This window comes from Mesorhizobium sp. M0408 (assembly GCF_040321495.1).
In the GTDB taxonomy this organism is placed as follows: domain Bacteria; phylum Pseudomonadota; class Alphaproteobacteria; order Rhizobiales; family Rhizobiaceae; genus Mesorhizobium.
On the sequence record NZ_JAMYRO010000001.1, the window covers coordinates 333,834 to 355,525 of the forward strand.

A 21,692-nucleotide genomic window follows, 5' to 3' on the forward strand; every position below is an offset into this window, starting at 1 on the left:
GGTGAATGCTCGGGTCCATGGCGGCCTCCTGTAACAGTCGGCATCGCAACGGGGCTCCTCGGAACTCAGTTCCTGAAACTCTCGCATTTCGGGCTTTTGCGATAGCAGCCTCGGACCAAAGTTTGGCCGTGCGGGTCCTTGGTCGATAGGCCTACAGACTGAAGTCCCTATGCCAGGAGCCGCCCTGCATTCGGCGACCTTTGTGTCCAACTGGCAGCTGCGATCCACCGCCCTCTTCGAATGCTTTGCGTTTCTGGCTCTATGGCAGCAACGCCGTTGGTCTACTGCCGCATCGTTGAAACGCCACCAATACAGACCCATATGCGAATTGCGTCGGATGTCTCCTCCCATTGCGTCCGGCGCGTTCCCCTCTGGAGGTTATAGACCTTCACACTTGGCCGGGCTTAACAACCCGGCCTTTTCTTTTGGCATTTGTGTAATCCGCCTGACGGCCCTAATTTGCGAGACATTGGTAAAATCGATTTGCAAATGCATTCATGTGCCCATAACTTGTCACCATGAGCACGATTTCCAAAGTTGCCACGCGAGCGGGCGTGTCGCGCACGACCGTGTCGCATGTCATCAACCATGCGGACCGGGTATCGAAATCGCTACGTGAGCGCGTACAAGCGGCGATCGACGAACTCGGCTACACGCCGAACCCGCAGGCGCAGAGCCTACGCACCGGCCGCACCAACATTATCGCGATGCTGATCCCGGACATCCGCAACCCGTTCTATCCGGAGCTGGTGAAAACGGCGCAGTCGACGCTCGAAGTGGTCGGCCTCGACATGCTGATCTTCAACACCGACGTGCCGGGCGGACATTCACAGGATCACGGCCGCGAGTATTTGCGCCAGATAGGGCGCAAGCGGGTCGACGGCGTCATCGTTGCCGACTTCGCGCTGCACGGCATGCACAGCGAACTGCTCAGCCTCGATCTGCCCGCCGTCTTCATCGGCCATCTGCCGAACCATGCTGTCGACAGCGTCCAGCTGGACGATTTCGGCGGCGGCTATCTGATGGGCGAGTATCTGGCGAAGAGGGGCCATCGCCGCGTCGCCCATGTCACCGGGCCATCCTTTTTCAAGGAGGCGATGGCGCGTGCCGCCGGCTTCGAAAAAGGGCTCGCCGACAATGGCGTGCCAATCTCCGTCGATCTGCGGTTCGAGGGAAGCTATCTTGCCCCGTCAGGGCGGGATGCGGTCACCTGGCTCAGCGAGAAGCACGGCGGAAACCTGCCGTCGGCGATGTTCTTCGCCAATTATCTGATGGCCTCCGGTGCGCTGACCGAATTCTACGACCATGGGATCAATATCCCTCAAGATATCGCCATCGCAGTCTTCGATGACCTGCCTCAACTGGAATATGTCAGGCCGAAGCTGACCCATGTCGGCAACAGTCCGACAATGCTTGCCAAGCGCGCCACGGAAATGCTGCTCGAACGGCTGGGTGGCAAAGTCGAGGGCGCCCCGCGCACCGAAGTGATCCCATGCGCGTTGAGCCCATTCGACAGCGCGTGACGCCAGATGCCGGCAAAGGGAACGGAGGTCCCTTCGCCAACGTTCGACCGAACAACATCCAAGGGAGGAATTGATGACTGACAAAACGACCCGCGACCGGCCATTGGCCAGCCTGAACCGCCGTCGGCTGATCCAGGGCGGCGCCACTTTCGCTGCCGCCGGCCTTACAGGCTTCCCGTTCATCAACAGGATGGCCGTGCGCGCTCAGGAAGCGCCGCTGAAATTCTGGCAGTTCTATGCGCCTCGCGGAGACGTGAAGCCGCAGGTCCAGTGGTTCGAAAAGCTGGTGGCCGACTGGAACAACGGCCACGACCAGAAGGTCGAGCTCGAATATGTCGTCAACAGCGAGTACATCTCCGGTTCCAAGCTGGCAACGGCCTTCGCGTCGGGCGAGGGCCCTGACATCTTCCTCATCAGCCCCGGCGATTTCCTGCGTTATTACAATGGCGGCGTGCTTGCCGACCTGACGCCGCATATCGAGGATGCCGCCAAAGCCGATTTCCCGGAAAGCGTCATCGCCAACCGCATGGTGGACGGCAAGATCTACGGTGTGCCAATGGAAGTCGAGCCGATGGCCTTCTACTATTCGGTCAAAGCGTTCGAGGATGCAAAGCTCAACGAGAACGACGTGCCGAAGACCTGGGACGAGCTGTTGGCGGTCGCCAAAAAGCTGACGACGCCCAGTCGCTACGGCGTGCTGTTCGAAACGACTCCCGGCTATTACCAGAACTTCACCTGGTATCCGTTCCTGTGGCAGGGCGGCGGCGAATTCCAGGGCAAGGACGGCAAGAGCGCCTTCGATTCGCCGGCCACCGTCCAGGCGCTGAAACTCTGGCAGGATGCCATCAATACCGGCGTGGCGCCGCGTCAGGTGGTCGGCGGCGGCTTCGACATAGTCGCCAATCTCGGGGCAGGGCTGTGCGCCATGCAGAACTGCGGCATCTGGGGCATTTCGGCGATGGACAACAACGCCAAGGACGTGCCCTACGGCATCTTCAAATTGCCGACACCGGCCAATGGCAAATACGTCACCGTCGGCGGTGGCTGGGCCTTTGTCGCCAATGCCGGAGGCAAGAACCCGGATGCTTCCGCCCAGTTCTGCGCCTGGGCGCTGGCCTCAATGGATCCGGCATCGATCGACCGGGTCGTCAACTGGTGCACTGTCGCCAAGAGCGACATGCCGCCGCGCAACAGCGCGCTGAAGGCCGGCGCCGATGTCTTCAGCACCGGCAAGTTCGGCACCTTCGCCAAGGAGATCCATCCGGGGACGCGCGCCGAGCCGCGGGTTCCGCCGGAGGCCTACAAGATCATCTCCGACGCCATCCAGTCGGCACAGCTTGGCGGGGTTGATGCCCAGCAGGCGGCAACGACGGCCAGTCAGCAACTCGATGCGTTCCTCGCTTCCTATTCCGGCGCGCCGATCCTTTAGGTCCTTTCCAGCATGGATCAGATGAAACCGCCAGCCGCGGGCGCGAATTCCGCCCGCGGCCTCACCGCCAAGCAAAGGGAGCGCTGCGCCGCATGGCTGTTCGTCCTGCCCGATGCGGTTGGCCTGCTGGTGTTCGTCGGCGTGCCGATGCTGCTGTCGCTCGCCGTCGGGTTCTTTGAGGTCAACGGCTTCGGCGGCTACAGGTTCGTCGGGTTCGGCAATTACAGGCGCATGTGGGGCGACCCGCTGTTCTGGTCGTCCGTGAAGGTGACGGTAGCTTATGCCGTCATGCTGGTGCCGACGCTCTACGTCGCCGGACTGGGACTGGCGCTTCTGGTGCAGAAGACCAACCGCTTCAACGCGGTCATGCGCTCGATGTTCTTTGCGCCGCAGATGGTCAGCCTGGTCGTGGTGGCGCTCGTGTGGCAGCTCATGCTGGTCGAAAAGGTCGGCATCGTCAGCCGGCTGGCGCCGCTCGTCGGCCTCGGCGGAATTTCGCTGCTCGGCGATCCAAATCTGGCGCTGTTCACGCTGGTGCTGGTCAGCGTCTGGTTCCTGATGGGTTTCTACATGCTGATCTTCCTCGGCGGGCTCCAGGACATCCCGGCAGAGTACTACGAAGCCGCAAAGATCGACGGTGCCGGGCCGGTGACAAGCTTCTGGTACATTACTTTGCCCTTGCTCAAGCCGACCAGCTTCTTCGTCCTCCTGGTCTCGCTCGTCGCGGCTGTCGCCGGCGGCCAGGTCTTCGACCTGATCTATGTGATGACCAAAGGCGGGCCGGTCAATTCGACCTCGGTGCTGATCATCTACATCTACAAGCAGGCGTTCCAGTTCGGCGCCTTCGGCTATGCATCGGCAATGGCATCGCTGCTGGTGCTGGCGCTGATGCTGGTCACGGTCTTCTTCTTCGTGCTGACGCGCGGCGGACGTTTCGAGCATGACTGACGGCCGAACTCCTTCCGGCCGTTCGCAGATACGAGCGGCGAGGCTTGCCTGGATGCTGGCGACCGCAGCGCTTGGCCTGATGACGGTGTTCCCGCTTGTCTGGATGCTGGTCATCTCGCTCAAGCCGGCGAGCGACGTCTTCACGCCGAGCCTCATTCCGGAACGGCCGACGCTCGGCAATTTCCTCTATGTGCTGACCGAGGTGCCGTTCCTGCGCTATCTCTTCAATTCGTTCTTTGTGTCGGCCACAGTAACCGTCGCTGCGCTGTTCTTCCATTCGATGGCCGGCTATTCGCTCGCACGGCTGCGTTTTCCGGGCCGCGACATTCTGTTCCTCGCCATGTTCTCGACCTTCCTGGTGTCGCTGCCGGTCATCATCGTGCCGCTGTTCATTTTGACGCGGACGCTGCACATGTTGGACAGCTATGCCGGGCTGATCATTCCGGCGATCTTCAACGCGTTCGGCATCTTTCTGCTCAGGCAATACTACCTGTCGCTGCCCAGGGAACTGGAAGAAGCGGCGATCATGGATGGCGCCGGCTACTGGCGCATCTATTGGAGCATCATCCTGCCGCTCAGCCGGCCGATCCTGTCGGCGCTGGCGATCCTGTTCTTCCTCGCCAACTGGAACGCTTTCCTGTGGCCGCTGACGATCACCTCCGACCTCGATCTCTGGGTGGTGCAGGTTGCGATAGCAAATTTCAAGAGCCAGTACGCCGCCGCCTGGAATTATGTCATGGCCGCCTCGACCATCGTCGCCGTGCCGATGCTGGTCCTTTTCGTGATCTTCCAGCGCCAAATCATGGAATCCATCAAGACAAGCGGCCTGAAATAACTGCTGAAGCAAGAGGAGAAACACATGGATAATGCCGGCCTGTCGCCGCTTCGCGGGCTCGCCAAATTGCGCGACGCCAAAACCCGCCGGTTCTCAAGCTACGACCGCACCGGCGGCAATGACGACCGGCTGCACATTGAACCCGGCCAGACGGTGGTGATTGCCGAGCATGACGGTGCCGGCATCGTCACGCATATCTGGGCGACGCTCGCCTGCGAGAGCGAGGCGTTCCTGCGCAAGATCGTATTGCGCGCCTATTGGGATGGTGAGGCACATCCGAGCATCGAAACGCCGATCGGCGATTTCTTCGGCATGGGCCATGCCCGCACGCGCAATTTTGCCAGCCTGCCGGTGCAGGCAAGTCCAGAGGATGGCAAGGCCTTCAACTGCTACTTTCCGATGCCGTTTGCCAGCCACATGCGCTTCACCGTCACCAATGAGGCTGAGGACGACCTGCTTTTCTATTACTATGTCGATCTCGAACTGCATGAGGAACTCGAGGAAGGCCTGGGCCGCTTCCACGCCCAATACAGGCAGCAGCGACCTGATGGCATAGACGAGACGGGGCTGGCCAACGAGCAGGTCCTGTTTGGCGGGGAAAACACCGACGGGAACGGCAACTACACCATCCTGGAGGCGGAAGGTCATGGCCACTATGTCGGCGTGCTCTATTCCGTCTATTCGCGGCGGCGTTCCGCACTATGGGACTGGTATGGCGAGGGCGACGACATGATCTTCGTCGATGGCGAGCCGGGCATTTCCGTGCCGGATACAGTGCGCAAGCCCGATCCGCGCATCGGACCGAAGGCCGAACTGATCGACGATCGCGGCGAGACCGGCCCCGGCGCCAACGATGCCTGGCCGCCGACGCTGCACGGCACCGGCACGGAAGATTATTTCAATACGGCATGGTGCCCGACACAGGACTACAGCGCGCCCTATCACGGCATCATCGCCGCCGGCGGGCCGAACTGGACCGAGCCGGTTACGCTCTATCGCTGGCACATAGAGGACCCGGTCATCTTCCACAAACGCATCCGGGTGACCATCGAGCACGGTCACGCCAATCGCCGCTCGGACGACATTTCGTCGGTCGCTTTCTGGTATCAGGCCGAACCGCACAAACCGTTCGAAGCGCTTGCCGATGTCGAGGACCGCATCCCCACCTATCGCGCGCCTTATCACAATTGGAATGCCGCCTTCGACGAGAAGAGGCGTTAGTCCGGGATGCGTTCGAATTGAACCGTGCATCCCGCGCTATCTGTGTCGGGGCACGACCGTGCTGCAGCGCGCCACCTCAGCTGCGAGGTGGAAGTTGCTGGACAGACCAGGTGTTGCCGTCGGGATCCTCAAAGAAGACAAATCTGCCCCAGGGAAAATCCTTGATATCGCTGACCTCGATACCTTGAGCGGCCAGGTACCGGTGTGCCTCATCGACATCGGGCACGACCAGTTGCAGGCCCCTTATGGATCCCGGGGGGCTGTCGACGAGGCCCTTGCCCATGGCAATCGAACAGGCCGAACCGGGCGGCGTCAATTGCACGAAACGTATCTCGTCGCTTACGGTGTGGTCGTGATCGAGATGAAAGCCGACCTTCCCAACATAAAAGGCAATTGCTCTATCGACGTCCGATACGGGGACCGGGACCAGTTCCAGCTTCCAATCCATGACAGCCCTTTCGCAGCTTGATCGCCAAGTGGTGCCGAACACCGTGGGCGCCATCCCGCCATCTTCCCAATGCCATTGTCGGCGCGGGCCGCTCAGTCAGTCAAGAGATACCCGGGCTCGGGCAACGTGAGGACTGGTCTCATTGCTGAGACGGCGTTCGGAACCGATGAGCACAAGCTCAGTTAGGCGGAGGACAACCACCTTTCGGATCAGCAAGGACGACTTTAATGATCGGAACGCAGGGCGCCGAATACAACTGTGGGAAGGTTGAACGGGCGTCGTTGACGCGCGAAGGGATTGCTTGGAAGCGACGCTCGCCGAAGCTGGCGAGATCGTCGGACGGCGAAGCCGAAGCGCAATTATGCCGTGAATGCCTACGATTCGGCCTGCCTTCTCCTTGCCGCGATCAAAGACGCCAGCACTGTATCCAAGGGATATCCGAGCCGGCGCGACGTTCTGGCGGCGGTGCGCGATATCCGTTTCAGGGGAATCGCCTATCGCGAGCCGGTGCGGTGGGATGAAAAGGGCGACAATCTGGCCGCTGTGACTGCACTCAACGGGGTGGAAAACGGCCGCTTCCGACAGATCGCCGAAATCCAGCAGATGCAGAGTGTCGAGCAGACCTGACGCCGACAGGCTCTCCGACCGAACCGGTTTCCGCCGCTTTGCCAGGACGATTTTCACAGGACCACGAAACAATAATCTCCGGTCGCCGTTTCGCCCGCAGAACCTTTCGAGGAGGCGACGATGAGCGCAACCGGCTTGGACGTTTTTGACAAAACGCTGCAAATAACAAACATCTGGCTTGACGAGATCATGGCGGATCTTGGTCCGGATCGACACGTCGCCTGGCATACATTGGGGCGCCGTTCTGCGAACCCTTCGGGACAGGCTGCAGATCGGACTGGCGGCCAACTTGGGAGCGGAACTGCCGCTGCTCGTGCGCGGCGCCTACTATGATCGCTATCGGCCCGCCGACATGCCCGACAAGACACGCTCGCTCGAGAAGTTCCTGCAACACATCGCCGATGAATTGAAATCGACCCGTCCTGTCGATCCCGAGGATGCGGCACGCTCAGTGCTGCGTGTGCTTGCGCGGCATATCGACCTTGGCCAGTCGGCAAAGGTGCGGGATGCGCTGCCAAAGGAAATCCAGGTCCTCTGGCCTGAAAGCGTGGGCGTCAAATAGCGGCGATCCTGCTCATGCGGACGCGCGACGGACCAACTGCCACGAAACGCTGAAAAGGGTAGGTATTGCGCCCGGTGTTGCCGAGATTAATGAGATCAGATGATCGGCAAGATGGTCGTAGTGGGCAGTTTCGGGGCCGATTGTCGTCAATGCCGGATGACTGAATTCGCCCTCGTCGATATTGCCGCAGCCGATGACTGCAATGTCGCCGGGCACGGAGAGGCCGGCCTCCTCGAATGCGTGCAGGGCGGTCACGGCGGCAAGATCGGATTCGACGAAAAGCGCGGTCGGCCGATCCTTGCGGGCGGCCAGCGCCGTAGCATTGGCAAACGCAGCCTTGCGCGCCTCTGCACCGCCGATCACCAGGTCGTCTCGCAGCGGAAGGCCGCGTGCTTGCAGGAAGCTGCGATAGGCGGCGAGACGGCTCGCGTCCACCGCTTGCTCATGCACCATATAGGCGATGCAGCGATGGCCGGCTCGGTAGAGATAGTCGAGTGCCTCGAAGACGGCCCTGCCGGTATGCTGGCGCACAACCGAGAAGCCTGCCGGCTCGATGGTCGGATGGAAGATCACCGCTGGCCGGCCCGCGGCCGCCAGGCGCGCGGCCAAGAGCATCACCTCGGGCTCGGAGAGATGCTGCCAGTCGGCGATAATGCCGTCTGCCAGCCCGCTCTCGATTTCCCTCACGATCCGGTCGGTTCGCTCGAAGGTGTCTCCCGCGGTGATAATTGTCGAAAATCCCCTCAGCGCCGCTGCAGATTGGATATCCTGCGCGATCCGGTCGCTGAACGGCACGCCGAGACGAGGCAGTACAAGGCAGATTCGCTCGGCCTGCTGGCGGCGCAGCTGGCGCGCGGTGCGGTTTTGCACGTAGTTGAGCTCAGCAACGGCCTCGAGGATGCGCTCCCGCGCCTCCTTGCCGACGAACTTCAGGCGCGTGCTGTCGCCGCTGAGCAGGTACGACACGGCAGCGGTCGATACATTGGCGCGCCGGGCGACATCGGCCATGGTCGGCGCCTTTCTGCGATCGGAACTTCTCTCGTGCATTGTTGGATCCGCTGCGCGACGTGACATGATCAGCTGTCGCTCAGCCGGATTTCATTCCAGCTTCCATGTCCGGCGGCAAGGATCTCGGGCCTTGCCTCGCCGGCCTCCTCCATCAGGGCAACGATGCGGCCTCGCAGCCATGCACGCGTCTCTGCGTGATCGGGCGAAGCTATGAGATTGGTTAGCTCGTTCGGATCGCCATCGAGATCGTAGAGCCTCGCCTCGACATAGAAATCGCTGCCGGAATCCCGCCAGCCGTCTTTTCCCGGTGCCTCGACCTCATATTTCCACCGTCTGGTGCGCAACGCGCGGCCGACATGGTGCTCGCTGATTTGAATGAATATCTCGTCGCGCGGCGGCCGTTCGCCCTGCAGTGCGTCGAGCAGCGAGACGCCCTGCATCGAATTGGGCACTTTCAGGCCGGCCGCGGCGAGCAGGGTCGGCGCGAGATCGACGAGGCTGACCAGGCCTTCATATGTGCCGATGCGCTGGAAGCCGGGGCCGTGGAATAGCGTCGGCACGCGGATCGACGCCTCATGACAGGAACGCTTGTATTCGTTGTTGCGGGTCTTGAAGTGACAGCCATGGTCGGAGGTGAAGAGGATGATCGTGTCGTCAAGCCGGCCAAGGCTGTAGAGCGCCTCGATCAGCCGTCCAAACGCCTCGTCGAGGCGGGCGACCATGCCCAGATAGCCAGGGAAATGTTCGGCTGTCGTGCCGCCAAGTGCTGCGAGATCGCCGGGAATGGCGAGCTTCTTGCGGATCCTCTCCTCGTATCCGAGCGGGGCAGGGTAGTTGTCCGTCTGGTTCTGGTGATGCGGCTCGAGGAAGGACAGGAATAAAAAGAAGGGCTCGTCTTCGCTCGAGGCGACATAGCGGATTGCAGCGTCGGTGAGGGCATCGACGCGGTATCCCGGCAGCTTAACCGGCTTGCCATCATTGTCGTGGACGACGGTGTCGAAGGGGCCCGAAGTGAACTCCAGGATGTTGGAGGCCAGCCAGTAGCGATAGCCGCCGCGTTCTTCCTGGGTGACCGGCTCGGCGGACCCCAGGTGCCATTTGCCGATATAGGCGGTGTCATAACCTGCTGCGGCGAAATGGTGCGCGAGCGTGCGCTCGCTCTTCGGCAGTGGGATGTCATTGCGGTAGCAGCCGGTGATGGTCGGGTACCGCCCCGTCTGGAAGACGGAGCGGGCGGGGCCGCAAACGGGCTGGCAGGTAAACGAATTCGCCACGAACGTGCCGGTCCCGGCGAGGCGGTCGAAATTTGGCGTAAGCTCGAGCGGATTGCCATGGACGCCAACGGTGTCCCAACGCTGCTGGTCGGTGAAGAAGACGATCACGTTCGGTCGGCGAGACGTCATGGGATGCAATAACTCCGAATGGTCATTTCATGCCTGCCAGCATCACGCTACGGACGAAGTAGCGCTGCGTGAAGAGGAACAGCAGCAGGCTCGGGATGAAGAGAATGATCCCGCCCGTCGCCGTCAGGTTCCACTGGGTGAAGAATTCCTGGTTGAAAAGCGTCAGTCCCGTCGTGATCGGCCGCATTTCGGTGGTGTTGACGGCGACCAGCGGCCAGAGGAATTCGTTCCACTGGAACACGAAGGTGAGGAGGGCCAGCGTCGCCAGTGCCGGACGGACCTGCGGCAGCACGATGCGCCAGTAAAGGCCGAGTTCCGAGCAGCCGTCCATCCGTGCAGCGTCAAGCAACTCGTCGGGAATCGGACGGATGAACTGCCGCATCAGGAAGATTCCGTAGGCGCTCATGGCGAATGGAAGGATAAGGCCCTGATAGGTGTTGAGCCATCCCATCCGCGCGGTGAGCACATAGAGCGGGATCATGCGGATGAAGAATGGGATCATCAGCGTCGACAGCACCGCGACAAACATGACGCGCTTACCGGCGAATTCCATTTTCGCGAAGACGTAGCCGATCAACGGATCGAAGATCAGATGGAGGAAGGTAATCCCGCCGGCGATGATGAAGCTGTTGAGCGTGAAACGCGCGAACGGCGCCTTTTGCCAGATGTCGATGTAATTCGTGAATTGCCACGTCTCGGGGATCAGAATCGGAATGCCGCTGAAGACGTCGGCATCGCTCTGCAGCGACAGCGAAAGCATGTAAAGGAACGGAAAGATCGACAGCGCCACGCAGAAGAGCAGCAGTAGGTAGGACGGGAGCGTTTTTGCGAATGTCATGCCAATCTCAATAGGTGGTTTCGCGGTTGAGCAGGCGGAACTGAACGAAGGTGATGGCCAGGATCAGCAGGAACATCAGGAAAGACAGCGCCGAGGCGTAGCCGATGTTGAGCTCGAAGAAGGCTGCCTCGAACACGTGCAGGCTGAAGAACCGCGTCGCGTCGGCCGGTCCGCCCTTGGTTATCAGGTAGGCCGGCGCCAGCTCCTGTAGCTGGCTGATCGTGCTGACGACCGCGATGAACAGCGTGGTCGGCGTCAACAACGGCCAGGTCAGATAGCGGAATTGCTGCGTCGGCGTGGCGCCGTCGATGGATGCGGCATCGTAGAAGTCGGACGGGATCGACTGCAACGCGGAGAGGTAGATCAGCATGGCATAGCCGACATCCTTCCACACCGTGATGGCGATGAGGGTCGGCAGCGCGGTCGAGGTGTCGCCGAGCCAATTCTGGGTCGGCAGCCCAAGCTCGGCAAGGAAGCTGTTCAAGATGCCAGTGTAGGGATCGAGAATTGCCTGCCACATCAACGCGACGATCACGAAGGAGGTGATGTAGGGAAAGAAGATGATTGCGCGGATCAGAGTGCGCCCCGGGATCGGCCGGTTGAGCACGACCGCCAGTCCGAGGCCAATGGCGATGCTGGCCGCGGTGACGCCTATCGCGAAGGCCAGCGTCACGAAGAGCGACTGCCGAACGCGCGCGTCGCCGAGGGCAGCAACGTAGTTGTCCAGTCCGGCGAATCGGCTCTCGCCGATCAGCGGCTGGCCGCTGTACAGGCTCGCCCAAAACTCCAGTCCTATCGGATAGAAGAAATAGACCGAGAAATAGAGGATTGCTGGCGACAGCAGCAGGTAAGCGAGAAGCGTTTGTCTGGTGCGCCGGCTGAAGCGGGCAGCTCGCCGGGTCGGCATCGCGCCGACGCGAATGTCCGTATCGGCCGTATCGGTGCTGCCGCTGATAAACATCGGCCTAGTTGTTGGCCAGGATGACGTTGGCCTCGGCCGCGAATTTCGGCATGATCTCGGCTGCTGGCTTCTGATTGTAGATGATATCCTCGAGCGCACTTTGCAGAAGCTTCTCGATTCGCGCGTGCTTGCCGGTGAGGCGCAGCTCGGCGGTGACGTCTTGCGCGTAAGGCAGGCATTTGCTGAAGCTGCCGATGACCGGATCGGCCTGAACCTCGGCGTTTTCGGCCCAGGATTTGCGCGGCATCGTCATGCCCGCTTCCTTGGTAGCCGCTAGTTCCGTGTCGAGCGCGACGAGCCGCTTCAACAACTCCCAGGCCTCCTTCGGGTGCTTGGCGTCCTTAGGGATCATCACGCTGACGCCGCCCGCGAACGTCGCCTGCACCTTGTGCTTGAGTGATGGCGCAACCGCCCAGTTGAGCTTCGGGTTGCCCGAGCGGATCGGCTTCACGTCCCACGGACCGGTTATGATCATTGCGACCCGGTTGGCCGTGAACAGCTTTTGCGGACCCTCATAGTCAGCACCCGCCGCCGGCTTGGTCGCTGCTTTTTCCTTGTGGATCAGGTCGGCGAGGAACTGGATCGCTTCGATCGCCTCAGGACTGTCGAGATTGACCTTGTTTGTCTTGGGATCGTAATAGCTTACGCCGTTCTGCAGTAGCCACGACGAATAATATCCGATGCTGGGGTTGGGAGCGAAGCCGAAGCGGGCGCCGGTCGTCGTCGCCTTGGCAACCTTCAGGAACTCCTCCCAGGTCGCAGGCGGCGCGTCGAAGCCCGCCTGCTTAAGCATATCGACGTTGTACACGAGGGTGGCGCAGGTGAGGTGGATCTGGACGCCATAGTACTTGTCGCCGAGTTTGTTGCGCTCGACGGAATAGGCTTGCCAGTCGTCGGGATAGCCGATCGCCTTGCCGTCTTGTTGGATGAAGTCGTTCAGCGGCCGCAGCAGATTCCGCTGGCCAAATTCCTGCACCCAGCCGCCGGGTTCGGCGACGAGATCGGGCGCGTTCTTCGCCGCAAAATCCGCCACCAGCTTGGTGCGCATATCCGGCCACTGGAATTTCTCCCACTGCACCGACCATCCGGTATGATCGGCTCGAACTTCGCTATTGCATCGGCATAAGCTTGATAGGCGTGGCCGGCGTTCCAATAGAGCGTCAAGGTCTCGGCATGGGCCGCAGTCGCGGTCGTCAGGGCCACGCCCAAAACCATGCCGTGCAGGAATCCGACTGACTTGTAGCGGCTCATCTTGGTCTCCTCCCTGGTTTGCCACCCGCCTTCCTCACAATGGATGGCGTCATATTATTCGATTAATATACCCGCTATACCGCAGTTTTTGTCAAGCTGAGACTTAGTCGTCATCAATGGCCTTGGGTTTAGAAACCCGCCGACGGTGTCCAGGTCGTCACGAACGCCGCACGATGTGTTCGATAAGGCGGGGCGCCTCCTCGGTGACTGCCAATATTGTGCCTGACTTGCGTGTGGAGGCGAAGTCCAACCCAGCGAAGTAAATGCCTGGCAGGGCGGCCACGCCATCCTCGTGAACAGGCTGTCCTTCCGGGTCGAGCAGACCGGAAAGCCTCACCCAACTGAAATCGCCCTTGAAGCCGGTGCACCACACCACGGTCGTGATGCCGGACCCGGCGAGGTCAAGCGAAACGATAGCCGGGTCCGGCCGATGCGCTGTGACAGTATCCGCTGGATCCGGCTCCGACACGGGAGCATCGATTCCAGAGCGGCTGATGTATTCGTCGATATAGCGTTTAACGTTGGCGGAAGCTTCGTCCGCAAAACGAATATGCTCTTCGAGATCCTCGGCGGACGACAGACGGCCGTCGCCCTCGACGCCCGCGAGCCGCCCTAGCAGCACGATGCCTCGGGCGCCGAGCGCTTGCAGGCTTATCGTGTGTTCCACGCCAAGCAGACCACGAGGTGGAATGCGCCCCGCAAGTCGAATGATCTCGTCTCGACGTACGTCGAGAAACCCGCTTTCGACGAGCCAGATCATGATGTCGCGACCTCGGTAGCGCCGCGAGAGCCGCCCGACGCGGCTGGTGGCAAGGAAGACTGTTCGGCCTGCTTCTGCCAGGTCCTCCGCGATCTGGACACCAGACTGGCCGCTTCCGACCACCAGCACCGCTCCAGCCGGAAGATCGGCGGTGCTGCGGTAATCAGAAGCATCGAACTGGCGCAGGCCTGGCGGCAAGGCAGCGGCGAACACTGGGCGCACCGGACAATTCAAGTCGCCGCTTGCGATCACCACGTTGCGTGCCAAAACTGTGCCGCGCGAGGTGGTCAACCGATAGACGCCATTCCCGTTCCCACCGGAGAGCTCGGTCACAACAGTGTCCGGTTCGACCGGTAGTTCGTTTCGCCTGGCGAAATCCTCAAGCAGGGCGACGAACTGGTCGCGCGTCAGGGCACCGAACGGATCTGAACCGTCATAGAAGTCGCCTGGCATGACGGTCTGAACGTTTGGGGTATTCATCCGGAAAGAATCCCACCGCTGCGTGCGCCAGGTCTCTCCGATGCGGCCTCGCTCCAGTACGGCATGGCGCAAGCCTTGCCGTGCCAGCGAATAGCTGACGCCCAGGCCGGCCCAACCGGCCCCGACCACCACCGCATCAAGGATGTTGGCGTCATCCGTCATTTGCCGCGGATCCGGGTGCTAGCGCCGGAGCAGCGGTTCGAGGCGGCACCAACGCCATCAGCGTAACGCCTTGGCCAGCGGACAACCGCCAAACAGCGGCCGATGCTGCCTGAACCCATCCCCGCGATCTGCATGGCTTCGCCCCCGATGCGAGGGCACGATAACAGCTTTATCGGGTCACGGCACAATCAAATACTCATCCGAAACCGGCAATGGTCGCGGCCTAACCTGGAAAGATCGTGAAACCGCCATCGACTCGGATTACCTGCCCGTTGATGAAGCGCGCGCGCGGACCGGCGAGGAAGGCCACCGCTTCGGCGATCTCTTCAGGCTCCGCATACCGGTTCAGCGATTTCTTGCTCGAATCCATGCGCTGCGGATCGACCACGCGGCTCGCCTGGAACCGTGCCGTCTTGGTGGCGCCGGGGCTCACCGCATTGACGCGTACGCCATCGTCGATCAGTTCCTTGGCGAGGCAGCGCGTATAATGGACGACAGCCGCCTTGAGCGTCGAGTAGACCACCTCGGGCGAGCATCCGATATGCGCTGCCGCCGAGGCGATGTTGATCACCGAGCCTGAGCCACGCTTGACCATCGGCGGAACGAACGCCTGGCAGACCAGCATCGTGCCGATGAGGTTGTTCTCGGTTAGAACCTTGATGTCTTCGTAGTCGATGTCCAGTGCGTTGTTGGGATTGGGCTTTACGCCCTTGGCGCCGATGTCGCCGCCGGCGCAGTTTACCAAGACGTGCACGTCGCCGAGCTCCGCCTCGATCTTCCTCTTCATTTCCGCGACAGCTTGCTTGTCGCCGATGTTGCCGGTGACCGCGGTGATGCGCGTCCCATGCTTCTCCAAGCCCCTGGCAGAGTCGCCGAGGTCCGCGAATTCGCCATATTGAGATGGCCGGGCCCAATCGAGGTCGTGGACCGCGACGTTTGCGCCAAGTTCGGCCAAGCGGTCGGCCATCACGCGGCCGAGGCCGCGTCCCGAGCCGGTGACGAAGGCGGTCAGGCCGCTGAGTTCTCGGGCAGTCATGCTGATTTCTCCATTGCAATGAAATCGAATTTCATCATGTTGGCGGCGCTGCGCCGGATCATGTCGAGCTCGTACGAAACGAGCGCACCGTCATCATCGCGCTCCCATGGCGTGCGGTAGTCGGCGTCGTCCGCAAGGCGGTTCAGGCGCGCAGCACTCAGGCAGGCCGCGAATTCGCGGGCGGTCTTCGGCGCATATCCGTTCCACCAGTCGTCGGTGAGACAGCGAACGTGACGGGCCTCCAGCGCGCCGGGCTCAAGCACCGCCGTCAGCGTGTCGTGGTGCTCGCCAAGGATGGCTGCCAGTTCGGCGAAAGGCACGGCGCCGTCGCCGATCGCGCAGCGGACCAGGCGGTAGCCCTCATCCGTGAACTGGACGCGATAGTCCTTGAGGTGAACGTGGCGGACATGGGGCGCGATCCGGCGCGTGAAGGCAAGCGGCGCCTCGCCGACAGGAAAGGTGTTGCCGGTGTCGTAGGTGATGCCGACACCCGGCCCGCCGAGTTCGCAGAACGCAACCAGTTCGTCGCTGCCGAAGTCCTGATGGTTCTCGATGCCGAGCACGCGTCCCTCGGCCGCCGCACGCGGCCCCCATTCCGTCAAGGCAGCGCGAATCGTTGCGTTGAACTCGCTCCATTTCGGACCCCACGCATTGCGGTCGCCGCACAGGACAGGCGTCAGTGCGATACGGATCGTCGTCGCCTCGAGCAGGCGCGCAGCCCGAAAGGCGTTGTCCAGCGGACCTGCCACTAGAAGTCCGCCGCTCACCACCGGGACGATGTCCAGCGCGGCAAGACGCCTGCGCAGGGCGACGATTTCGGCGTCAGTCAAGTCGGTCAACCAGGGTTCGTAGATCTCGAGCGTGCGTGCGCCCAGTTCCTGCGCCAGCGTGATGAAGCCTTCCAGCCCCACGCCGTCCGGATTGTGCCGCGGCGTGCCGCGGCCCTGCAGGCCGAGATAGTAGGTCAGTCCGTAAGGGTTGAGGCCGAGACGAAACATCAGCTTGGCGGTTCCAATGGAGAGCGGAGAGGCGTCACTAGCGCAGACCGGCATCGACGGTTATGGACTGTTTGGTGATCATGCGGCTGTCGTCGGCCGCCAGGAAGAGCACGGTGCGTGCAATCTCCTCGCCCAGCAGGACGCGGCGAATCAATTGCCGCTGCACCGTCTGGTCGACTGCCTCCTGCGTCTTGAACCACAGCTCGCGCTGCCGCTCGGTCATGACGGCGCCGGGTTCGATCGCATTGACGCGGATGTTATCCGGTCCGAACGACCGCGCCAACGCACGCGTCAGCGCCACCACGGCCCCCTTGGCGGTGGCATAGGCCACCATCTGGTCCGCTCCGAACCGCCAGGCAATGGAGGAGAAGTTTATGATCGAGCCGAAGCCGAGTTCCTTCATATGCGGATGCACTGCCTGCGCGGCGAAGAAGTGATGCCTCAGATTGACGTCGAAGCTGCGGTCCCAATAGTCGGCCGTTACCGCGTCGATGGGATGGCGCTGATCATTGGCTGCGTTATTCACCAGGACGGCGACCGGACCAAGCCGCGCGCGCACGCCTGCTACCGACGCCTTTAGCGCATCGACGTCGGTCACATCGCAATGGAGATATAACGGAGCCTGCCCGGCGGCACCAGCGAGCTCGCGCACCAACGCCTCCGCTGGTTCGTCCTGCACATCGAGAAAGGCTATCCGGGCGCCGTTCGCCACGAAGGCGCGGACCATATCGGCGCCAATGCCGGAGGCGCCGCCGGAGATCAGCACGACCCGATCGGTCAAGCTCGGATAAGTCGCGAATTGTACGGACATCAAACTACAGAAGCGCCTTGGTTGTTGGATCGAACAGACAGGCACGCGACATGTCGATGCCTAGCGTTATCGTCTCGCCCATGACGGGAGCGTCATCCGGCTCGAAACGGCCGGTGATCTCCAGGTCACCCAGCCTGAGCACGGCAAGCGTCTCGGCCCCGGTAGGCTCGACCAATTCGACCGGCGCCTGCATGGACGCCACAGCAGGTTTGCGCGACTTCAGATCGGTCGTGAAACGGTAGATGTGTTCCGGCCGGATACCGAGCACGACGTCCTGTGGCGCACCGGCGGGCATCGGCGCGGCAAGGGCGAGGCTGGCGTCGCTGCCGTCAGCGGCGCGTACCGAGATGCTGGTCGAGCCCGTAAGCCGGGCGGGAATGAAATTCATCGCCGGCGATCCCATGAAACCGGCAACGAACATGTTGGTCGGCCGGTCGTAGATCCGCTTCGGCGTGTCGAACTGCTGTACCGAGCCCTGGTTCATCACCGCAATGCGGGATGCAAGCGTCATCGCCTCGACCTGATCGTGGGTGACATACACCGTGGTCTTGCCGACGCGATGGTGAAGCTTCTTGATTTCGGTACGCATGTCGACGCGCAGCTTGGCGTCGAGGTTGGACAAGGGCTCGTCGAACAAAAACAGCTTCGGGTCGCGCACGAGGGCACGCCCCATCGCAACGCGCTGCCGCTGGCCCCCCGAGAGCTGGCCGGGCTTGCGTTTAAGCAGCTGTTCGATCTGCAGGAGTGCGGCAACCCGCTGGACAGCTTCCGCCTGCGCCGCTTTTGGCACGCCGCGGCTCTCCATGCCGAAGGTGATGTTCTGGCGCACCGTCATGGTGGGATAGAGGGCGTATGACTGGAACACCATCGCAATATCGCGGTCCTTGGGTTGCACCGAGTTCACCAGCCGGTCGCCGATCCATATCTCGCCCGACGTGACGGTTTCCAGTCCGGCGATCATGGCGAGCAAGGTTGACTTGCCGCAACCCGACGGGCCGACAAGGGCGACGAATTCTCCGGTCTTAGCCTCGAGATCGATGCCGGCAAGAATCTCGAGCGAGCCGTAGCTCTTGTGAAGGTTGCGGATCATCAACGCGGACATCGGCGACGCCTCATTTTATGGCGCCCTGGGTGAGGCCGCGCACGAAGTATTTTCCACCAAACAGATAGATCAGCAGCGGAGGCAACGCGCCGATCAGCACGGCTGCGCTCATCACATCGTAAGCACGCGCGGTCGTGCCGCCGGCCGTGAGCGCGACCAACGCCGCCGTAATCGGCTGCTGCTGGCCCGATGTGAAGACGACGCCGAACAAATACTCGTTCCAGATGCCGGTGAACTGCCAGATGACGGTGACAATCAGAATCGGCGGCGACAGGGGCAGGATGATCTTGCGGAAGATCCGCCAGAAGCCGGCGCCGTCGATGCGTGCCGCCTTGATCAGGTCGTCCGGTATGCTGACGTAGAAATTGCGGCAGAACAGGGTGGTGAACGAGATACCCTGGACGACGTGGATCAACACCAGCCCGTATGTGGAATTGGTCAGGCCGAGCTTGCCGAGCAGGAACGCCCACGGCATCAACGAAATCTGGCCGGGCATGAATACGCCGAGCAGCATCAGATTGAAGATCAGTTCGGAACCCCTGAAGCGCCATTTGGAGAGGATGTAGCCGTTCATGGCGCCGAGAATGGTCGAGATGATGGTGGCGGGGATCGTCATCGCCAGCGAGTTGAAGAAATTGCGCTTCATGCCCTCGCAGGTACCGCTGACGCAGTAGGATCCCCAGGCCTGCGCCCACGCATCGAACCGGAAGCTGCGCGGTACGGAGATGAGGCCGTTGCGGGCAATCTCCGACTGCTCGCGCAATGAGTTGAAGATCACCACCAGCAATGGCACGAGATAGACGACCGCGAAAAGCGTCAGCACGGCATAGACAAGGAAGCGACTCCAGAAATGCCGGCGCGTGGCAGCGGCTTCTTCCGGATCAAAACGGGCATTAGGGGCAATTTCAGCCATTGCGGCCCTCCGCCCGCCGGCGCCAGACGATCCACAAGGAGTACGGCACCAGCACCACCGCGACCGCCGCGAGCATCATCATCGCCGCGGCGGCACCCTCGCCGATTTGGCCGCGCTGGAACATCAGGTCGTAGACATAGATGGCGGGGAAGGTGGTGGACACACCTGGGCCGCCTCGCGTCAACGCCGCCACCAGGTCGAAGGTCTTGATGGCGAATTGTATCTGAATGACCGCCACCGCCAGGAATATCGGAGCGATGGTTGGCAGGATGACCCTCCGATAGGTCCGGAAAACCGACGCGCCGTCGATTTGCGCGGCTTTGACGAGATCCGGATCGACCGACCGCAGACCGGCCAGGAAAAGTGCCATTGCGAAGCCGGACGACTGCCAGATACCGGTTATGATCACCGCATAGATCGCAGTGTTGCGGTTGGCCGTCAGGGCGAAGCTGAAGTCGGTCCAGCCAAGCCCGCGAACGAAGGCCTGGATACCGTCGACAGGATTATAGAGCCAACTCCACACCGTACCGGTGACGATGAAGGACACCGCCAACGGGTAGAGAAAGATGGTGCGCCAAACCGCCTCGCCGCGGACGCGCTGGTCGATCGCGATCGCGAGCAGCAGGCCAACGGCCATCGAGCCAACGATATAGAAGCCGCTGAACAGGAAGAGATTGGTATAGGCGATGTTCCAGCGCCGGTTTGCCCAGAGCGAAGCGTAATTGTCCAGGCCGACGAACCCATAGGTCGGCAACAGCGACGAATTGGACAGCGAGATGTAGAGCGTCCAGAGCGTGAAGACGAAAACATAGATGAAACTCGCCGCTATCGACGGCGCCAGCACCAGAATGGGCACCATCGTGCCCAGGCGCTCGCGCCACGGAGGGGCCGCGGCAGCTGCGGCTGGTACAATCAGATCATGGGTGGACATCGGGCTGCTCCGGCGAGGTCTGGCCGGGAGCTTCGCCCCCGGCCATCATCGGCAGCGTCACTTCTGCGCTTCGGCCGCATCCGCCATCGCATTGGCCGCGTCCTGCGCACTCATATCCGGCGTTGCTACAAACTCCGTGATGCTATCCATTATTGCGCCGCGGACCTTTTGCGGAACCGTCATGTTGTGCGCCATCGAACGCACGAGCGTGCCGGCGGCGATCGAGGCTTGCAGATCCTTTTGCGAGAGCTGCTGGCAGGGATTGAAGCCGTTCGAAAGATCGACGTCGAGGCGGGCCGGAATGGACCCTTTGGTCTGATTGAAAATGGTCTGGAATTCGGGCGACAGGATGATGCTGGCAAGCAGCTTCTGTCCCTCGATATAGTCCGGATCCTTCTGCTTGAAGAACACGACCGAGTCTGAATTCAAGATGAAACCGGGCTTGCCCCAATCGGTCGGCGCCTGGGCGCAGACATAGTCGGTGCCCTCCTTGAAGCCGCCGGCCGTCAGCAGGCCGATCGTCCAGTCGCCCATGATGTGGAAGGCGGCCTCGCCGCGGCCGACGAGATGCGACATGGTATCCCAGTCACGCCCGTTCATGCCGGGGTCCATGTACTTCGAGGTCATGGTGCGAAACTGCTCGAAGGCCTTGACCATGCCGTCGCTGCGCATGGCATCGACGTCGCCCTCGACGAAAGCTTTCTTGTAGAGATCGAGGTCCTGACCGTACACGACCACTTCGAAGACGGTCGAGTCGGTCCAGTCGGCGGTCGAGTGCGAAATGCAGATCTTGCCGCTGGCCACGATCTTGTCGCAGGCGGCGTTGAATTCCGCCCATGTCTTCGGCATCTCGGTGACGCCCGCGTCCTTCATGACCTTCGGCGATGCCCACAGCCAGTTGATGCGGTGGATGTTCATCGGCGCGGCCACCCAATTCCCGGTCGGCTTCATCACCGGCAGCAATTCGGGAGCGACGACCTTCTCCCAATTTTCCGCCTTCGCCAGGTCGTCGAGATTGGCTGTCATGCCCGTCTCGTTCCATTCGGCGATCTCGGGGCCTTTGAGCTGCACAGCGGGAGGTGCGTTGCCGGCGATCACATCAGCACGCAGTTTGGCCAGGGTATTGGCCGTATGGCCTGCGATGGAGGTCTGCTGCCAGGTGCCACCCTTGGCGGTAAACATCTCGCCGAGCTTGGCGATAGCCTGGGCGTCCGATCCGGTGGCCCATTGATGCAAGAGGTTGGTCTTCGGCTCCGCGAGGGCTGTTCCGGTAATCAAGGTGAAGGCGGTAGCGGCCGCAAAGGCCGTCCTCAGGTATTTCATCGTTTCACTCCCATATGTGATGCACGGTTCGTATCGACCGCTTGTGGCCCGCGATTTGAGGTCGTGGCCGGCGAGATTCAGTAATCTCCGTTCTTTCCAAGATGACATATTTGGGCTATCAG

Annotated in this window: 20 protein-coding genes and 1 pseudogene; 7 read left to right on the forward strand and 14 right to left on the reverse strand. The window is 61.6% G+C overall.

The window, feature by feature from the left end:
* Nucleotides 1-518: 518 nt before the first annotated feature.
* From NKI67_RS01615 to NKI67_RS01635, 5 genes are all read left to right on the forward strand, one after another.
* A complete protein-coding gene (locus tag NKI67_RS01615; RefSeq protein ID WP_352577750.1) occupies nucleotides 519-1,523 on the forward strand; it encodes a LacI family DNA-binding transcriptional regulator in 1,005 nt (334 codons plus the stop codon).
* A 73-nt stretch (nucleotides 1,524-1,596) separates the two neighbouring features.
* Entirely contained in the window at nucleotides 1,597-2,952 is a 1,356-nt protein-coding gene (locus tag NKI67_RS01620) for an ABC transporter substrate-binding protein (RefSeq protein ID WP_352644187.1), read from the forward strand.
* A 21-nt stretch (nucleotides 2,953-2,973) separates the two neighbouring features.
* Complete coding sequence (locus tag NKI67_RS01625; protein ID WP_352644189.1) at nucleotides 2,974-3,900, forward strand: carbohydrate ABC transporter permease; 927 nt, start codon at nucleotides 2,974-2,976, stop codon at nucleotides 3,898-3,900.
* Complete coding sequence (locus tag NKI67_RS01630) at nucleotides 3,893-4,735, forward strand: carbohydrate ABC transporter permease (protein WP_352644191.1); 843 nt, start codon at nucleotides 3,893-3,895, stop codon at nucleotides 4,733-4,735. The genes NKI67_RS01625 and NKI67_RS01630 overlap by 8 nt, the downstream gene beginning before the upstream one ends.
* Nucleotides 4,736-4,759: 24 nt before the next feature.
* Nucleotides 4,760-5,956: a glycoside hydrolase family 172 protein gene (locus NKI67_RS01635; protein ID WP_352568069.1), complete on the forward strand. Its 1,197-nt coding sequence runs from the start codon at nucleotides 4,760-4,762 to the stop codon at nucleotides 5,954-5,956.
* Between the two features lie 76 nt (nucleotides 5,957-6,032).
* Here the strand turns inward: NKI67_RS01635 and NKI67_RS01640 are convergent, their stop codons facing one another.
* Nucleotides 6,033-6,458 (reverse strand): VOC family protein, encoded by a 426-nt coding sequence (locus NKI67_RS01640; RefSeq protein ID WP_245274639.1) that lies wholly within the window; start codon nucleotides 6,456-6,458, stop codon nucleotides 6,033-6,035.
* Between the two features lie 312 nt (nucleotides 6,459-6,770).
* On the opposite strand from NKI67_RS01640, the gene NKI67_RS01645 reads away from it, so the two are divergent.
* Together NKI67_RS01645 and NKI67_RS01650 are read left to right on the forward strand one after the other, a co-directional pair.
* Nucleotides 6,771-7,031: a hypothetical protein gene (locus tag NKI67_RS01645; protein WP_352615426.1), complete on the forward strand. Its 261-nt coding sequence runs from the start codon at nucleotides 6,771-6,773 to the stop codon at nucleotides 7,029-7,031.
* A gap of 120 nt (nucleotides 7,032-7,151) precedes the next feature.
* Nucleotides 7,152-7,593, forward strand: a pseudogene (locus NKI67_RS01650) (DUF2267 domain-containing protein).
* Between the two features lie 12 nt (nucleotides 7,594-7,605).
* Here the strand turns inward: NKI67_RS01650 and NKI67_RS01655 are convergent.
* The 13 genes from NKI67_RS01655 to NKI67_RS01715 all read right to left on the reverse strand — a co-directional run bounded on the left by NKI67_RS01655 (nucleotide 7,606) and on the right by NKI67_RS01715 (nucleotide 21,570).
* On the reverse strand, nucleotides 7,606-8,601 hold the full coding sequence (locus tag NKI67_RS01655) for a LacI family DNA-binding transcriptional regulator (protein ID WP_352644194.1): 996 nt from the start codon (nucleotides 8,599-8,601) through the stop codon (nucleotides 7,606-7,608).
* A gap of 68 nt (nucleotides 8,602-8,669) precedes the next feature.
* On the reverse strand, nucleotides 8,670-10,004 hold the full coding sequence (locus tag NKI67_RS01660; RefSeq protein ID WP_352644196.1) for a sulfatase family protein: 1,335 nt from the start codon (nucleotides 10,002-10,004) through the stop codon (nucleotides 8,670-8,672).
* Nucleotides 10,005-10,026: 22 nt separating this feature from the next.
* On the reverse strand, nucleotides 10,027-10,842 hold the full coding sequence (locus NKI67_RS01665; RefSeq protein WP_023675500.1) for a carbohydrate ABC transporter permease: 816 nt from the start codon (nucleotides 10,840-10,842) through the stop codon (nucleotides 10,027-10,029).
* Between the two features lie 7 nt (nucleotides 10,843-10,849).
* Nucleotides 10,850-11,803, reverse strand: coding sequence for a carbohydrate ABC transporter permease (locus NKI67_RS01670; protein ID WP_023675501.1), 954 nt, complete (start codon nucleotides 11,801-11,803; stop codon nucleotides 10,850-10,852).
* Between the two features lie 4 nt (nucleotides 11,804-11,807).
* The gene (locus NKI67_RS01675) at nucleotides 11,808-12,881 is read right to left on the reverse strand and encodes an ABC transporter substrate-binding protein (RefSeq protein ID WP_352644198.1); all 1,074 of its coding nucleotides are present in this window, start codon (nucleotides 12,879-12,881) and stop codon (nucleotides 11,808-11,810) included.
* A 330-nt stretch (nucleotides 12,882-13,211) separates the two neighbouring features.
* Complete coding sequence (locus tag NKI67_RS01680) at nucleotides 13,212-14,456, reverse strand: flavin-containing monooxygenase (RefSeq protein WP_352644200.1); 1,245 nt, start codon at nucleotides 14,454-14,456, stop codon at nucleotides 13,212-13,214.
* Nucleotides 14,457-14,679: 223 nt separating this feature from the next.
* Nucleotides 14,680-15,492, reverse strand: coding sequence for an SDR family NAD(P)-dependent oxidoreductase (locus NKI67_RS01685; RefSeq protein WP_352448128.1), 813 nt, complete (start codon nucleotides 15,490-15,492; stop codon nucleotides 14,680-14,682).
* Nucleotides 15,489-16,490, reverse strand: a complete 1,002-nt coding sequence (locus NKI67_RS01690; protein WP_352448127.1) for a sugar phosphate isomerase/epimerase family protein — start codon at nucleotides 16,488-16,490, stop codon at nucleotides 15,489-15,491. The genes NKI67_RS01685 and NKI67_RS01690 overlap by 4 nt, the downstream gene beginning before the upstream one ends.
* 37 nt (nucleotides 16,491-16,527) lie before the next feature.
* Nucleotides 16,528-17,301: an SDR family NAD(P)-dependent oxidoreductase gene (locus tag NKI67_RS01695; protein ID WP_352454144.1), complete on the reverse strand. Its 774-nt coding sequence runs from the start codon at nucleotides 17,299-17,301 to the stop codon at nucleotides 16,528-16,530.
* Nucleotides 17,302-17,305: 4 nt separating this feature from the next.
* Nucleotides 17,306-18,403: an ABC transporter ATP-binding protein gene (locus NKI67_RS01700; RefSeq protein ID WP_352454145.1), complete on the reverse strand. Its 1,098-nt coding sequence runs from the start codon at nucleotides 18,401-18,403 to the stop codon at nucleotides 17,306-17,308.
* Between the two features lie 10 nt (nucleotides 18,404-18,413).
* The gene (locus NKI67_RS01705) at nucleotides 18,414-19,316 is read right to left on the reverse strand and encodes a carbohydrate ABC transporter permease (RefSeq protein WP_292660005.1); all 903 of its coding nucleotides are present in this window, start codon (nucleotides 19,314-19,316) and stop codon (nucleotides 18,414-18,416) included.
* On the reverse strand, nucleotides 19,309-20,247 hold the full coding sequence (locus tag NKI67_RS01710; RefSeq protein ID WP_352586669.1) for a carbohydrate ABC transporter permease: 939 nt from the start codon (nucleotides 20,245-20,247) through the stop codon (nucleotides 19,309-19,311). Before NKI67_RS01710 ends, NKI67_RS01705 begins: the two co-directional genes overlap by 8 nt.
* Before the next feature lie 57 nt (nucleotides 20,248-20,304).
* A complete protein-coding gene (locus NKI67_RS01715; RefSeq protein WP_023675509.1) occupies nucleotides 20,305-21,570 on the reverse strand; it encodes an ABC transporter substrate-binding protein in 1,266 nt (421 codons plus the stop codon).
* Nucleotides 21,571-21,692 lie beyond the last annotated feature (122 nt).

Excerpts from the sequence above, each read along its gene's own strand:
- NKI67_RS01700 (WP_352454145.1), bottom strand. The coding sequence starts at position 18,403 with ATGTCCGCGTTGATGATCCGCAACCTTCACAAGAGCTACGGCTCGCTC.
- NKI67_RS01660 (WP_352644196.1), bottom strand. The coding sequence starts at position 10,004 with ATGACGTCTCGCCGACCGAACGTGATCGTCTTCTTCACCGACCAGCAG.
- NKI67_RS01615 (WP_352577750.1), top strand. The coding sequence starts at position 519 with ATGAGCACGATTTCCAAAGTTGCCACGCGAGCGGGCGTGTCGCGCACG.
- NKI67_RS01695 (WP_352454144.1), bottom strand. The coding sequence starts at position 17,301 with ATGTCCGTACAATTCGCGACTTATCCGAGCTTGACCGATCGGGTCGTG.
- NKI67_RS01710 (WP_352586669.1), bottom strand. The coding sequence starts at position 20,247 with ATGTCCACCCATGATCTGATTGTACCAGCCGCAGCTGCCGCGGCCCCT.
- NKI67_RS01635 (WP_352568069.1), top strand. The coding sequence starts at position 4,760 with ATGGATAATGCCGGCCTGTCGCCGCTTCGCGGGCTCGCCAAATTGCGC.
- NKI67_RS01690 (WP_352448127.1), bottom strand. The coding sequence starts at position 16,490 with ATGTTTCGTCTCGGCCTCAACCCTTACGGACTGACCTACTATCTCGGC.
- NKI67_RS01680 (WP_352644200.1), bottom strand. The coding sequence starts at position 14,456 with ATGACGGATGACGCCAACATCCTTGATGCGGTGGTGGTCGGGGCCGGT.
- NKI67_RS01620 (WP_352644187.1), top strand. The coding sequence starts at position 1,597 with ATGACTGACAAAACGACCCGCGACCGGCCATTGGCCAGCCTGAACCGC.
- NKI67_RS01630 (WP_352644191.1), top strand. The coding sequence starts at position 3,893 with ATGACTGACGGCCGAACTCCTTCCGGCCGTTCGCAGATACGAGCGGCG.
- NKI67_RS01640 (WP_245274639.1), bottom strand. The coding sequence starts at position 6,458 with ATGGCGCCCACGGTGTTCGGCACCACTTGGCGATCAAGCTGCGAAAGG.
- NKI67_RS01665 (WP_023675500.1), bottom strand. The coding sequence starts at position 10,842 with ATGACATTCGCAAAAACGCTCCCGTCCTACCTACTGCTGCTCTTCTGC.
- NKI67_RS01715 (WP_023675509.1), bottom strand. The coding sequence starts at position 21,570 with ATGAAATACCTGAGGACGGCCTTTGCGGCCGCTACCGCCTTCACCTTG.
- NKI67_RS01625 (WP_352644189.1), top strand. The coding sequence starts at position 2,974 with ATGAAACCGCCAGCCGCGGGCGCGAATTCCGCCCGCGGCCTCACCGCC.
- NKI67_RS01685 (WP_352448128.1), bottom strand. The coding sequence starts at position 15,492 with ATGACTGCCCGAGAACTCAGCGGCCTGACCGCCTTCGTCACCGGCTCG.
- NKI67_RS01705 (WP_292660005.1), bottom strand. The coding sequence starts at position 19,316 with ATGGCTGAAATTGCCCCTAATGCCCGTTTTGATCCGGAAGAAGCCGCT.
- NKI67_RS01655 (WP_352644194.1), bottom strand. The coding sequence starts at position 8,601 with ATGGCCGATGTCGCCCGGCGCGCCAATGTATCGACCGCTGCCGTGTCG.
- NKI67_RS01670 (WP_023675501.1), bottom strand. The coding sequence starts at position 11,803 with ATGTTTATCAGCGGCAGCACCGATACGGCCGATACGGACATTCGCGTC.